General features: G+C 67.0%; 8 protein-coding genes. 4 read left to right on the top strand and 4 right to left on the bottom strand.

Going from position 1 to position 14,552, the window contains the following annotated elements; all coding sequences use genetic code 11:
• Positions 1–364 precede the first annotated feature (364 nt).
• The 4 genes from VNG13_10540 to VNG13_10525 all read left to right on the top strand — a co-directional run bounded on the left by VNG13_10540 (position 365) and on the right by VNG13_10525 (position 7,751).
• Entirely contained in the window at positions 365–1,498 is a 1,134-nt protein-coding gene (locus VNG13_10540) for a DNA repair exonuclease (GenBank protein HVA60955.1), read from the top strand.
• A complete protein-coding gene (locus VNG13_10535; GenBank protein HVA60954.1) occupies positions 1,495–1,674 on the top strand; it encodes an AAA family ATPase in 180 nt (59 codons plus the stop codon). The genes VNG13_10540 and VNG13_10535 overlap by 4 nt, the downstream gene beginning before the upstream one ends.
• 95 nt (positions 1,675–1,769) lie before the next feature.
• Positions 1,770–4,199 (top strand): hypothetical protein, encoded by a 2,430-nt coding sequence (locus VNG13_10530; GenBank protein ID HVA60953.1) that lies wholly within the window; start codon positions 1,770–1,772, stop codon positions 4,197–4,199.
• A 99-nt stretch (positions 4,200–4,298) separates the two neighbouring features.
• On the top strand, positions 4,299–7,751 hold the full coding sequence (locus VNG13_10525; protein HVA60952.1) for a TM0106 family RecB-like putative nuclease: 3,453 nt from the start codon (positions 4,299–4,301) through the stop codon (positions 7,749–7,751).
• 182 nt (positions 7,752–7,933) lie between these two features.
• Here the strand turns inward: VNG13_10525 and VNG13_10520 are convergent, their stop codons facing one another.
• From VNG13_10520 to VNG13_10505, 4 genes are all read right to left on the bottom strand, one after another.
• Positions 7,934–8,131 (bottom strand): hypothetical protein, encoded by a 198-nt coding sequence (locus tag VNG13_10520; GenBank protein HVA60951.1) that lies wholly within the window; start codon positions 8,129–8,131, stop codon positions 7,934–7,936.
• A 235-nt stretch (positions 8,132–8,366) separates the two neighbouring features.
• Positions 8,367–10,733 (bottom strand): DEAD/DEAH box helicase, encoded by a 2,367-nt coding sequence (locus tag VNG13_10515; protein HVA60950.1) that lies wholly within the window; start codon positions 10,731–10,733, stop codon positions 8,367–8,369.
• 13 nt (positions 10,734–10,746) lie between these two features.
• Entirely contained in the window at positions 10,747–12,177 is a 1,431-nt protein-coding gene (locus VNG13_10510; GenBank protein ID HVA60949.1) for an ATP-binding protein, read from the bottom strand.
• A complete protein-coding gene (locus VNG13_10505) occupies positions 12,174–14,318 on the bottom strand; it encodes a TerB N-terminal domain-containing protein (GenBank protein HVA60948.1) in 2,145 nt (714 codons plus the stop codon). Before VNG13_10505 ends, VNG13_10510 begins: the two co-directional genes overlap by 4 nt.
• Between the last annotated feature and the right edge of the window lie 234 nt (positions 14,319–14,552).

The raw sequence follows: 14,552 nt of genomic DNA, 5'->3' as shown, positions 1-14,552 counted from the left end.
GGACCTTGATCGACCTCTCGCAAGACGTTTCGCTTGTGGGACGATCGATCAGCACCGGCCACATTCGCGTCGCGGCCCGGGCGGACAGCGTCAGGACCCGTCCTTCAGCGTGAAACGCACGGCTTCGTTGGTTACCCCGGAAGCTTTGAGCCGAGTCTTGCGGAATCTGGCCGATCGCTGGACGTGCCCGACACTGCGGCCCTCCTTCGGCTGGCAAAGCTCCGGGTCGGAGGCTCGTGCGGCGACTCTGGCACCCCACAGGTCCCTACCGCAACCGTACGTTTCTAGGAGAGCCGGGGGTGAGATTCCCCCCGGCTGCTCGCCACCCACGGCGACTGTCACACCACTTTTGTACCGTCGCTACGTGACCAGGTTCTTGCACACCGCCGACTGGCAACTCGGGATGACCCGACACTTCCTTGAGGGCGAGGCTCAAGCCCGGTTCACCGCAGCACGAATTGAGGCCATCGGCGCCATCGGCGCCCTTGCCCTCAAGGAGGACTGCTCCTTCGTTGTGGTCTGCGGCGATGTGTTCGAGTCCAACCAGGTCGAGCGCCAGGTGGTGGTTCGCGCTCTCGACGCCATGAAGGCCACTCCTGACGTCACCTTCTACCTGCTTCCGGGCAACCACGACCCCATTGACGCCGCGTCAATTTTCCGTTCGAAGACCTTCCTTGAGAACCGTCCACCCAACGTCGTAACCCTCGATGCCAGCGTCGAGAGACCGGTCGCACCAGGCGTCACGATCATCGGGGCTCCCTGGCCCAACAAGCGGCCATTAGTCGACCTCGTGTCGCGTGCCATCAACGACCTGCCTGCCGACGGAATGCTCCGGGTGGTCGTGGGCCACGGCGCCACCGACAGTTTGTCGCCCAACCCGACCGATCCTGCACTCATCGTGCTCGCTGATGTCGAGACTGCGGTTTCTGCGGGCAAGATACATTTCGTCGCTCTGGGCGATCGGCACTCCACTACTTCAGTCGGTGGCACCGGTCGGGTCTGGTACTCGGGTGCGCCTGAGCCCACGGACTACGACGAGACCGATCCCGGCAATGTTCTGATCGTCGATCTGAGGGCTGGCTCGATCTCCGTTGAACCCCGTCGGGTCGGCAGCTGGCACTTCCTGCGCAAGCATTTCGACCTGGTAGGCCTCCCGGATTGTGAGCGGGTGAAGCAGTTCCTCGATGGGATTCCCGACAAGCAGCGGACCATCGTGAAGCTCTCGCTCGTCGGGCAGTTGTCGCTCGCCGACATGGCTCAACTCGAGGTCACACTCGAGCTCGCCTCGGATCTCCTAGGTGCGCTGGAGAGGTGGGAGCGACGCAGTGACCTTGTCGTCCTGCCTGATGGCGACGACCTCGAGGGCCTCGGACTGTCGGGTTTCGCCGTCGATGCACTCCAGGACCTCCGCGAGCTCGGAGCCGGAACTGAGGATGACGCGCTCGAAGCCCGTGATGCGCTGGGCCTGCTCTACCGGCTGGCGGGGGTCGCGTCGTGAGGATTCATCGAATCCAGCTCCACAACTACCGCGGGATCATCGATGCCGAGGTCGAGTTCCCAGACGAGGGGGTCACGATCATCGAGGGTGACAATGAGGTCGGCAAGACCTCTCTCTCTGAGGCGATCGACCTCGTTCTCGCCGAGCGTGACGATTCCATGGCCGTGTCAACTTGAATTGGCCCCACTGTGACGATGCCTGGAATCCGCCCGGACAGGGCCACGATTCCAGCAAGCGCGGGGTCAAGGCGGTGAAGCCGGCAGGAAGGGATGTGGGCGCCGAGGTCGAGATCGAGATGTCCTCTGGTCCGTACCGCTTCCGTTACCGCAAGCGCTGGCACCGGCAGAAGGAGACGGTGCTTGAGATCCTCGAACCCGAGAGGACCCAGCTCACGGGTCGAGAAGCTCACGACAAGGTGCGTTCGATCCTTGACGAGACCCTTGACGGCGGGTTGTGGGAGGCATTACGCCTAAGGCAGGGCACCCAGCTTGAGCAGGCCGCCTTCGCAGGCGGATCATTGGGTCGAGCGCTCGACCTTGCCGCCGGGGGTGACTCCGCGGGTGATCGCGAGGACGATCTCTGGGTTCGGATCACCACCGAACGAGACCGTTACTGGACCGCGACCGGCCAGGCGAGAGCTGACCGAACAGCCGCTTCGGCTCACGTCGCTGCGAGTGCCTCACAGGTTGCCGAGTTCGAGGCCATCCTTCTTGGCCTAGAGGAAGATGCTGAGCAGGTAGCGCGCCTCATGGCCGATACTGCAGCGCTGGTCAACAAGCAGAAGGACCACGACGAGGTGCTCGACGATCTCGTCGCCCGGTTTGAAGCCATCAAGACCCACCGCAACGAGGTCGAGCGGCTGGCGGGCCTGAAAGACACGGGCCAAGCACACCATGACCGCGCGCTCGAGGTCAGCAAGAGCCGGACCGAGCTCGTCCAGCGGGCTGCCGACGCGGCCGATGCCGTCGCCGAGTTCGAGTCGCAGGTAGCGGCCGCACTTCCCGCTCGCACTCAGGTCGAGGATCGTCGGCGCGAGGCGCAGAAGACGTTCGACGTCTGCAAGGGCGAGGTGCGTGAGGCCGAGATCGCCCAACGGTTGGCCCTCGGCGACCGCGACTACCGGCGCCAGCAGATCGAGATGGAGCAACTGTCCGAGCGTAACGACAGGGTCTTGGACGCCATGCGCCGCCGTTCGGAAGCTGCAACAGTCCTCGATGCGAGCCACGTCGACGATGAGTTGGTCAAGCGCATCGAGGATGCGCACCTGGAGTTCGCGAAGGCCGGGGCGTCAGCAGCGAGCGCAGCCGCCACCGTCAACACCGAGGCACTGACCGACATCGGCATCGAGATCGACGGCCGATCAGTCGTTCTCGAATCCGGAGGACACCACAAGATCGTCGTGGCAGGGTCGGTCGAGGTGATCGTGCCGGGCACGGTCAGCATGGTCGTCAAGGCTGGTGCCGAGGCTCAGGTACTTGCCGATCGTCTTGCCGAGGCGCAGACCGGGTTCGCGTCGGTGTGCGAGGAGGGGCACGTCACCGGCCTAGCGGATGCGCGCAAGGCCGCGGCGGCTCGCAACGAAGCAGAGCGAGTGCTCGTCGAGGTCGCAAAGTCGATCGATCAAGACTTACGCGACCTCACGCGCGAGGCGCTAGCCCAGAAGGTCGAGCGACTGACGGCTCACGTAGCAAGCTACGAATCCGAACGGCCGCCCGAGCCTCCCATCCCGCCCGACCTCGGCTCGGCTCAGGTGCTCGCCTCCGAGTGCGACCGCGTCCTGCAGGAGTGCCGGGAGAAACGCGAGCGCCTTGAGAAGGATCTTGTCGCTGCTTCGGCCGCAGTCCAGGAAGTTGATCTGGGCGATGCCACTTCCAAGGCGCTCCTCGCGCAGGCCCAAGCCGCCTTGAGCGTGGCCGAAGAGTCGCTCGACGTAGCGCGAGACGACGTCGTCGACGAGGACGTGGCCAAACAGTTGGCCGATACCGAGTCAGCGGTGCTTGCCCGTATCAAAGAACTGAAAGAGGCCGAAACACGACTCGCAGCGGAAGACCCCGGCTCGGTGGAGGAGCTCCTGCAGAATGCCCGTGCAGTCAAGAAACGGCTTGCCGACGATCTGCACGACAATGAGGTCACCACTCGCGACCTCCGAACGAAGCTGGCACTTAGAGGCGAAGAGGGCTTGGCCAACAAGCTCGACATCGCGAAGTCCGAGTTCGTCCGCCTGACCGTCGATCACGAGCGGCTCGAGGCACGGGCCGCAGCGGCCAAGCTCCTCTTCGACACCTTCGCCAAGCGACGGGCAGAGGCGCACCATCGCTACGTTGCTCCCTTCCGAGAGCGCATCGAGCAGCTCGGTCGCCTTGTGTTCCGTCCCTCACTCGAGGTCGAACTCGACGACGACCTACGCATCGCACGCCGCACCCTCGACGGAGTCACTCTCGATTTCGATGACCTCAGCGGCGGTGCGCAGGAGCAGCTCGGCATGATCAGCCGACTGGCCTGCGCATCGATCGTCGCCGCCGACGGTGGTGCACCCGTAATCTTCGATGACGCGCTTGGCTGGAGCGACCCACGCAAACTCGACCGCATGGGCGCAGTCATCTCGGTGGCTGGCCGGTCCTGCCAGATCATTGTGCTCACCTGTACGCCGGGCCGGTACGAGAGCGTTGGCAGCGCGACGGTGGTTTCGCTGCCCAACTGAGGCCGGCTGGTCGGTGCTGATCTCCGGCAGGCCCGCGTGAGACAGTGAGGGAGAGGCGGCGGGCAAGTCGGTATGGATCGAGCGGGCGGGAAGCTGATCGTGAGCGCCACCGATCTGGTGGGGCACCTGGCCTGCGGGCACCTCTCGGTGCTCGATCTCGAAGCGCTGGACGGCGGCCTGCGCAAGCCCACCCGCGATGACCCCGAGCTCGAGGTTCTCCAGCGCCGTGGACTCGAACATGAGGCCGCCTACCTTGCCTCGTTGGCCGATGCCGGGCTGAGCGTCGCCGAGATCGCCGAACCCGCTGTTGACGTCGACCGCCTCGCCGCGCTCCGTCGACGCGAGGCCGACACCGTCCGTGCGATGCGGGCCGGTATCGACATCGTGTTCCAGGCGACGTTTCTCGACGAGACCGCCGACGTGGCGTGGCGAGGTCACGCTGACTTCCTCCGCAAGGTCGGGCACCCGAGCTCGCTCGGCGATCACGGCTACGAGCCGGAGGACACCAAGCTCGCTCGCCATGTGAAGCCGTCGGCGATCCTGCAGCTCTGTCACTACGCCGAACAGGTGGAACGGATCCAGGGGGTCGCCCCACAGCAGATCCACGTCGTGCTCGGCGGCCAGCACCGCGAGACGGTCCGCTTGGCCGACGTTGCCGCCTACTACCGGGCAGCCCGCGCCCGTTTCCTCGCCGCGCTCGCCGGGCGGCGGGTTACCTACCCGCTGCCGGTCGAGCACTGCTCGGTGTGCCGCTGGGTGGAGGCGTGCGAGCAGCGCCGGGAGGACGACGATCACCTGTGCCGGGTGGCGACCCTCACCCGGGAGCAGGCCCGCAAGCTGGAGGCCGCCGGGGTCGCCACGCTGGCCGCGCTGGCCGCTAGTCCCGACACGCTGGCGGTGCGCGGCGTCGGCGCGGCAACCCTCGCTCGGCTGCGGCAGCAGGCCCGCCTCCAGGCTGCCAGGGGGGTCGGGCAAGCGCCGCCCGTGGAGTTGATCCTTCCAGTCGAGGCCGACCGCGGGCTCGCGGCGCTGCCGGAGCCCAATCCCGGCGACCTGTTCTACGACATCGAGGGCGACCCCTACGTCGGGACCGTCGGGATCGAGTACCTCCACGGCGTCGGCTGGGCCGAGGTCGACGGGTTCGGTTTCCGGGCGCTCTGGGCCCACACCGCAGCCGAGGAGCGCCGGGCTTTCGAGGAGCTCATCGACCTGATCGTCGAGCGGCGCCGGCTCCATCCGCGCATGCACGTGTACCACTACGCGCCCTACGAGCCGAACGCGCTCGGAAGGCTCATGGGCCGCTATGGCACCCGGGAGGCCGAGCTTGACGACCTGCTACGAGGCGCCGTGTTCGTCGACCTGTACCGGGTGGTGCGCCAAGGCCTCGTGATCGGCTCACCGTCGTACGCGCTGAAGAAGCTTGAGCCCCTCTACATGGGCGCCCGCACCGGCGAGATCACCGATTCCGAAACCAGCATTGTCGGCTACGAGCGGTGGCTGCAGACCGGCGACCAGCAGATCCTCGATGACATCGAGGCATACAACCGCGATGACGTCGGGTCGACCTGGCGCCTACGCGACTGGCTGGAGGAGCGCCGCAAAGACGTAGTCGCGGCGGGACAGGAGGTCGTCCGTCCCGCGAGCCGATCGGTGGCGGCAAGTGACGAGACCCCGCCCGAGACACCGACGGAGGAGGACGATCTCGCCGGTCGCCTGCTCGGCAGTCGCGTCGACCCACCGACCGACGCCGATGAGAAGACCCGGTCCCGCTGGCTGATGGCGCATCTGCTGCGCTGGCACCGCCGCGAGGACAAGCCCGAGTGGTGGCGCTACTTCGACCGGGTCCTGCGCTGCGACGAGGCCGACCTCCTCGCCGACACCGAAACCATCGCCGGGCTGCGCCCGGTTGGCCAGCCAACGCCGGACAAGCGGTCCCTCATCTGGCGCTACGAGTTCGACCCAGCCCAGGAGCACAAGTTCCAGGCCGGCGCGCAGGTGCTCGACCCGGCCACCGAGCGGATGAAGTACGACACCGGCGCGAAGATCCCCGGACCCGGCACCCTGGTCAGCGTCGACCCGGTAGGGGGAACCCTCCAGCTGCGACGGGGCGCCACCTCAACGGCCCCCCATCCGTCCGCCCTGATCCCCGGCGGGCCGATCCGAACCGCCGAGCAGCGGGCCTCGCTGCGACGGGTGGCCGAAGCGCTGCTCGACCACGGAATCGATGGTCCGGGCCCGGCCGAGGCCGCCCGGCAGCTCCTCGCCGGCCGCCCACCCCGGGTGACCGGGGTCCGTCAGGGGGATCCCCTGCGTCGCAGCGACGAGCCGGTGCTCGCTGCCGCAATCCGCCTGGCCCGAGGGCTCGAGCGCTCGTGCCTGCCGATCCAGGGACCACCCGGGTCGGGCAAGACCTTTACCGCGGCGCGGGTGATCACCGCGCTGGTGGCCGACGGGCGGACGGTAGGCATCACCGCCAACAGCCACGCCGTGATCTCCAACCTGCTCATGTGCGTCGCCGGCGAAGCGGCCAGGCAGGACATCAGGCTGCGTGCCGTCCAGAAGGTGTCCGACGACGGCGGCGGTGTCGATCACCCGTCGGTCCGGACCACGACGAGCAACGACGACGTCGAGGCCGTCGTGGCGGCAGGCGCAGTCAACGTCGTCGCCGGCACCGCCTGGCTGTTTGCCAGGGAGGGGATGGCCGGCGCAGTCGACACGCTCGTGGTCGATGAGGCGGGCCAGCTGTCGCTCGCCAACGTGCTGGCCGTCGCGCCCGCCGCATCCAACCTGATCCTGGTGGGCGACCCCCGTCAGCTGGCGCAGCCGTCGAAGGGCACGCATCCCGACGGCGCGGGGGTATCCGGGCTTGACCACGTGCTCGCCGGTCAGGCCACGGTGCCCGAGCATCTCGGGCTCTTCCTCGACCGCAGCTGGCGGCTCCACCAGGAGATCTGTCGGTTCATCTCCGAGCAGGTCTACAACGGGCGCCTCCAGAGCGAGGACCGCTGTGCCCTCCAGCGCGTCGATGACGGACCCGTTGTAGGAGGAGCCGGCCTGCGGTGGCTCGGGGTTGAGCACGAGGGGAACCGCACGTCGTCGGTCGAGGAGACCGAGGTGGCGGCTCGGGTGTTCGAGGCGTTGGTCGGCCGGGAGTGGACCGACCGTGAAGGAGCACGCGTCCCGCTCGGCATCCACGACATCCTCGTGGTCGCCCCGTATAACGCCCAGGTCCACCTGCTCGCCCAGCGCCTGCCGGCTGGCGCCCGGGTGGGCACAGTCGACAAGTTCCAGGGCCAGGAGGCACCGGTGGTGATCGTGTCACTGACGGCGTCGAGCGCCGAGGACGTGCCGCGCGGGATGGAGTTCCTCTACTCCCGCAACCGCCTGAACGTGGCCGTGTCACGGGCGAAGGCCCTGTGTGTCGTGGTAGGGAGCCCGTCGCTGCTCGCGGTGCGCTGTCGCACGGTCGAGCAGATGCGGCTCGCCAACGTGCTGTGCCGGTACGTCGAGCTGGCCGAGGAGATCACCCCCCGCACCGCCCAGCTCCACTGACCCTGGGCCAGGTGCATCGGGGGGAGGCTGGCGCGGCGGTTCGAGGGATGTTGGCGAGTAGCCGGGAGGAATCTCACCCCCCGGCTACTCGCCATGCACGCCATCGCTGATGAGGAAGCCGTCCGAGGCGAATGTTGCCCCTTCGTGCCGTCCGGTCACCTGGGTGACGACGCCTGAGGTGGTCACGGTGCGACCGCCCGGCAGAGGGCGGCTCGTGACGCGACCACCTCATCGAGCTGGAGGTACTGCTCCTCACCCAGGGCGACGTGAAAGACGAGCGGTGTCGCGTCCTCGGTGCCGATCACCCGGCCCACATGCGGCGGCTGATCCGGGGCGGGCGACAGTGCCGGCTCCTCTTCGTCCGGAGGCGCGAACTCCACCGTCACAGCTTCCTCTCCCGAACCGTCGATGCACATTGTGCGCATCTCCTCCGACACTTTGCTGGCCTTGCTGCGCGGCGTCTGGTGGTACCGCGTCACCTTCGCCCGAACGGGCTCCCCTGATAGTCCAGAGCGCGGTGCGCGGTGCCCGCTGGGGTTGCACCGTTCGGCATCTTGTGCCTGAGTCCCCGGGGGCCTTCGCTTGCGTCTGGACAGTGGCGCCTTGTTGCGGCGTCTAAGCCAGGCGGTCGACGTCGACGGGTTCGTCGCTCGGAACGGTGTTGGCCGCCTCCTCCGGCATCAGCTGGACCTCGTGAAGGAGACGTTCGGCGGCGGTGTGTGCGGCGCTGGTGTCGAAGGCTCGCGCCGCGTAGTCCTGGTTGAGGAGCGCTTCGCTGAGCCAAGCGTCGTACTTGTTGCCTTCCTTCGCCTGGACTCCGACCGCGAGGGCCACCGGATCAGCGGGCCCGCTAGCGCAAAGGTCGGACAGTGCCTCGACTACCTCAAGGGTGGTGTTCTTCTCGCATGTCAGGGTGAGCCCGTCAACGACGACTTCAATCCCGGCCGCCCGGAGCTGGATCGCGAGTGTATGCGCGGCCTTGCTGCCGACCCAGGGAACGAGGATGGTGCTCGACCCGCGGTCCAGGACGCCCACCTGGCCGAGGTTCTCGCGCGCGAACACCGAACGGGCCTCCTCGAGCATCCGTCGTGCCGATGGGTTCAGGTACGCGGGGACGTCCGTACCGCCGAGGAAAGTGCGCATCCGGGCTCTTACGTGGTTGTGAATGTCGGGTCCGCCGCCAGCGAACGCGGGCGGCCGGCCGCCCTTTGCCCGGACAAGATCCACGGTCCGCTGGCGGTCGTCGACCCTGATGACCTGCCAGCGCTTGCCGCCGAATACCAGCAGCAGCCCCGAGTACAGCGGGAAGTCGACCGGCAGTGTCCCCAGCTGCCGGCCGTTGCTGAGAAGGCGGTACTCCTCGGGTGTCTGGAATGCGGTGTAGAAGCTGTAGTGGTTTACAACCCGCTCGCCGACTTCGCCAAGCAGCAGAGCGCCGTCCGGGTCCTGCTCGATAACGTCTGCTGCCGCCAGCGCCCTCAGCAGCGCGGTGAAGCGGCTCGGGTCGGTGCCCTGGAACGGTCCGTCTGGTCCGCACAGCGCGCGGTGCGCTTGTTCCGCCCTCGCACCGCCGTGCTGGGCGATGAGACTAAGGATCTGCTGGATGAGGGTGCTGGAGTGCAAGACCGCCGGGTCGGGCGGCTCACACCAGCCTTGCAGGAGCAGCTCAAGCATCACGGTGGTCTGAACCAGTCCGCCGCGGAGCTGGTCGTCTAAGGGAGTGCGTGCGTCGGTCTGGGGTTCGATGAGATACGCGCGGAGGACGGCGGGCTCTCCGCGCCTTCCGGAGCGGCCCAGCCGCTGACGCAGACTGGCGACGCTGAATGGGGCGCCGACTTGCGCGATCGAGGTGACGCTTCCGATGTCGATGCCCATCTCCAGCGTTGTTGTCGCGACCGCGGTCGTGGGTTTGCTCGGGTCCTTGAGCGCCGCTTCAACGTCCTCCCGCAGATCCTTGCTCAGGCTGCCGTGGTGCGGGAAGAACTCGTTGGGCAGGTTGGTCCGCTCGCACAGAACCCGAAGCCGGTCGGCGTACTTTTCGACATTCGTTCGACTGTTGGCGAACACGAGATTGTCGTTTCCGCGTAGTACCGCGAAGAGGTGCTCCGCAATCTGACGCTCGGGCGTAGCCCGGCTCGTCTCGGCGTCGTCGTCGTCGAGCTCCTCGGCGGAGCCGCTACCCCCAGCATCTGCTTGAGCACCACCCCGGCCGTGCGTCGAGGCTGCTGGTCGGGAGGCCGGTGGTGGTGGCACTTCGAGGTAGCCGCGGATCGCCAGCTGCAGATCCTGGCCGCCCTCGGAGCTCTCGACGAGCGCGACGTGGTCGGGATCTGCGGGCCGGAGCTGCTGTGCCGCAAGACGCATGTCTCCCAGCGTCGCGCTCAGCCCGACTCGGACGACCCGGCGCCGGGCGACGAGCTCGAGACGGTGCAGCTGGCTCAGCAGCTGCGCACCCCGTTCGGTTCCCAGGAAAGCGTGCAGCTCGTCGATCACGATGTAACGAAGGCTCGCGAATAGGCCCGGGATCTTCGTGCCCCGCAGGACGAACATGGCCTCGAGCGACTCTGGGGTGATGAGAAGAATCCCCCCCGGGTTCTGGAGCACTTTGTGCTTGCGGTCCGCTGCGACATCCCCGTGCCAGCGATGGACCTCGACGTCGGTGCCGTCGCACATCTTGGACAGTCGCTGGTACTGGTCGTTGATGAGCGCTTTGAGCGGAGCGACGTACAAGACGTGAATACCGCCGCCGGCCTGGGGTGTGTCCAAGAGCGCGCTGACGATGGGCAGGAACGCCGCCTCGGTCTTGCCGCCCGCAGTTGCCGCGCTGATGAGCACGTCATGTCGCCCACCAAGAATCAGCGGTATCGCCGCCTCCTGCGCGTCGCGTAGCCCGGTCCACGCCTCGTCGTAGACCCACCGACGCACATGGACAGCGAGCTGGTCGAAGGCGGTCGACGCGCCGGATCCGGTGGTTGAGGCCACGTCAAGGGTCCGGTTAGAGTCTGAAGGTGGCGAGGTCATCGTCATCGTCGCCATGGATGCCTGTATCGAAGGCGGGGCTGTCAAACCCACTGGGCTGCTCAACGTCGGCCGGAGGCACCGGAGCCGTTACTTCGGTGCGCTCGGGCGTCTCGTCCGGGAGGGGCTCAAGGTCGGGGTTGGACTCGGGGGCGAGTTCGATCTTGCCCAGTAGACTCTGCCAGTGTTGGCCAGGGTTTTGTTCGAGAACGGCGAGAAGGTTGAGGAACTCGCGAATCGTGGTGCGTGGGGTGCGGAAGTAGGCGTCTCCCACCCGCGTGCGGCAGTGCTGCATGAACTGCTCAAGGGCTTCGTCCGGGATCAGGTACGCGCTTGTGTCACCGGCGGCGTACACGTGACGGAGCTTGCCGAGGAGCACGTACAGGTCCTCCGGGGTGAGGTTCGCCAGACGCAGCACCGGGCTGTTGAAGTCGACGAGCCCACCAATCGCGAAGGAGTTCTCCGCGAGACGGCTGCGGAGCGCGTCGTAGGAGTACAACCCTCGCCGACCATCCATAAGGAACTCTGGCGTTCCCCCGAAACACACGCCCAGGCCGATGGCCTGGCCCTGCAGGCAGTCGTTGACAATGCGCAGGATCTGCTCGTAGTTCGCGTTGCGGCTCTGCGTGTGCGCGAGCTTGTACAGGTTCACGCACTCATCGAGTGAGATCAGCAGCCCGGTGAAGCCAGCGAGGCGCACGAACGTCGCTAGTAGCTTCAGGCTGTCGTAGAACGAGCCGTCGTCGATGATCGTGCGCACGCCCAGCGCTATGCGAGCGTCGGTCTTGGTGGTGAACTCGGCGCGCAGCCAACGAACGGCATCCGTCTTGAGCTGATCGTTACCTGTGTCGTACCCCCGCCAGTACTGACCAATGACGTGTGCGAAGTCATATCCGCCGGTCATCTCCGAGAGGCGTTCGAGGCGCTTGGCGATGACCTGGCCAGTCTCGATCCCGTGGCTGCCAGCCTCAGCGCGGGCGCTCGTCACGAAGCGTTCAACGACAGCTCCGAGCGCTCCTCCGTCAGGCTGGGCCCGGGTGGCGAGATTGCGCATCAGCTCTGCGTAGAGCGATCGGCCCTGGCCGGTGCTCGACTGAAGACGGCGGTCCGGGTTGAGGTCAGCGCTAGCGGTGACCAGCTTCTTCTCTGCGGCTATGGAGCTGATGAGGTTCAGGAAGAAAGTCTTGCCCGCTCCGTACTCGCCGATGACGAATCGCACGAGGCTGCCGCCGTCGGCCACCCTCGTGAGGTCGGCGCTGAGTGCCGCTACTTCCGCAGCTCTGCCGACCTGGATGTGCTGGAAGCCGCCGTGCGGAACGACTCCGGCCCGGAGGCTGTTGACCACGGCATCGCGGTCTCGTGGCCGCAGTCTCATGGGAACGACGGTCGCGTCGTCTGGGGCGCTCAAAGCATCTCCTGTAGGGCGTCGCTGTTCATGTCGATCGGATCTGTGCCCTCGCAAACGAGGTCGCCGACCACGTCGAGGGCGGTCTCGTTGAGGGTGTCCCGCGCCCCGTCTGGAAGCAGGGCGTGCTCGGCGCACACGGCGGTGAAGTCGGCGTGGCTCCAGGTCCGACGACCTGCCAGGACGCGAAGCAGATCACTGTGCGCGGCGTCAAGTCCGCCAACGAGCGGTGGACCGGATGCGGTGTCCTGCTCTTCGTCGTCTGAGGCAGCTGCCGCTGGCTCTGGCGCGGGGAGAACGGGCTCGTCCTCGGTGAAGATGCCGGCGAGAAGGGTGGCTACCTGCTCGCTGCTCTGACGCGTTTTTGCGAGCAGTTCGGGGTCGAGGGCGAATACCTGGAGGGCTTCCACGTCGGACGGAGCTGGCACGCCAAGCGCCGATTCTCTGGGCGGCAAGGCAAAGCCGGGTGAGGGCTGCCCCGACGTCTTCGCGGGGGCGAGCGGGTCCGCGACCGGGCGCACGGTGGGCTTTCGCAACTGCCCCTGACCCGCCGCGAGGGCGTGGACCTGGGCGTACGCGTCCGTGGACTGGAAACCCAAGACAACGAAGAGCCGGGCCAGGACGTCAATCTCCGCCGGTGTGATTTGTCCGTCCGCAGCGGCCACCGCCACCAGGAGCCGGGCCGCCTGCTCCTTCTGGTTGTCATCGAGCAAGTCCACGCGTTTGCGCAGTGCTGCTGGCGTCGGTGGGTGTTCACTCACCCAGAGCAGGTGGGCGCGAAGCCGGGCCTGCTCGTCGGCGCTCAGCCCAGCACCCCGGCTGACGTGTTCGACGAGGGTGTCCATCTCGTTCTCGCGCACCGGACCGTCGGCCGCGGCCACAGCACCGGCAAGCTGCACGAGTGAGACCACCTCCAGGTACGCGGGTGTCGGCGCGGACGTCAGGCTGTCACCGCGGCGGAACAGCGCGACACGCGAGTCAGGCTTGGGTACGGGGCCGCCGAAGCGGACGTCGGGCTCGATGCCGATGGAGTGCCGCTCGAGCAGTCGGGCCAGCGCGTCGGCGTCAGCCCTCACGAACGAGGGGCTACCCCAACGGCTTGTCAGCTCGACGAGGCGAACCGAGCGCTCGGTGTATCCCTCGACCATAGCAGCGGCGTACTCAAGGAGCGCCGTCGTGTCCGCATCGCCGACTCGCTGGACCTCTGGTGGCAACAGCCCGATGGCATGTGGTGAGAGCGTTCGTAACGGGTTCTTGCGCACATGACGGCTGTACGCGTCCAGGCTGTCCGTCGCCTGTTCTGCGATTGTAGCTAGCTTGTTGAACGGGCCCTTGAGCGTACGGACGTCGGGAACGTCCGCGGTCACAGTGATGCCGCCGTTCATGCTCGGGCTTGCTGGCCGGTACTGCCAGGACAGCATTTTCTTGTTGGGCTTGAGTACGAGTCCCTCACCGAACTGCTTCGTGTACAAGGCCGCGAAGACCTCTGCGAACTCCGGCGGGCAACGTTGAACGGCGGTTCGCGGGTGAGAGTCCGGGTGACTCTGCCACCATGCCTGAGCCCATGCGGTCGGGATCGCCTTTCCGTCGGTGACGAGCTGTCCGAGCCCGAGCGCGGTGTCGAACGGCATCTCCCATGAGTACCCGGCAGGTGTTGGGGCGCCCAGGTATCTGCGGGGCCCGTCAAGGGGTGTCACGGCAGTGAGTAGTCCGCTGAGGTAGCGCCTGACGGAGCTGTGATCGCCGTACAGGTCGAGCAGCCGCTGAACTTCGTTGATCAGTACGGGCCGCTCGGTGGCCACGGTCCCGGCCTGGTGCATGTCGACGAGCAGACGGCGTTCGAGCCCGTAGAAGTACAAGAACATGAAGCCGATCGGGCCACCGGGACGATTGCGGCCTTCGGCCAGCCAGCGGAGATAGCCGGCCCGCGTCTCGGGGCTCAGGTTGCTGTACGACGCCCAATACCCGACGCCCGCGCCCGCGTCGTCGGGGTTGCTCATGTTGATCTTCAACGTGGGCTTGATCAGGGAGGGTTCCGGCTCGTCACCTCGCCACTGTGACAGGGACTGCAGACGAGGCCCGACGTTGAGCAGGCCCCCGTACAGCGTCAGACCACCGACATTGACGGCCTGGCCGAACGGCACCCACGGGTCGGTGGGCTCGCTCTGCTTGGCTGCGGGTCTGGGTGCTGCCGGCCGAGCAGACTTGGGGGCCAGCGGCGGAGGGATAAGGGGAGCTTGCGGCGCTGGCGGAAGCCTCTCGGCTTGGCGGGCGGCGGACTCGGCCGCTCGCGCCTTCATTCTGTTTAGAAGTCCCATCAGCCACCCCTCACGCCGTCGTCGACATCGCACCCCGAACCCCGGTAAGGCTACGGCCAC

The sequence above is a fragment of the Mycobacteriales bacterium genome, assembly GCA_035533475.1.
GTDB lineage: Bacteria > Actinomycetota > Actinomycetes > DATLTS01 > DATLTS01 > DATLTS01.
This window is presented reverse-complemented; position numbering and strand designations above follow the sequence as displayed.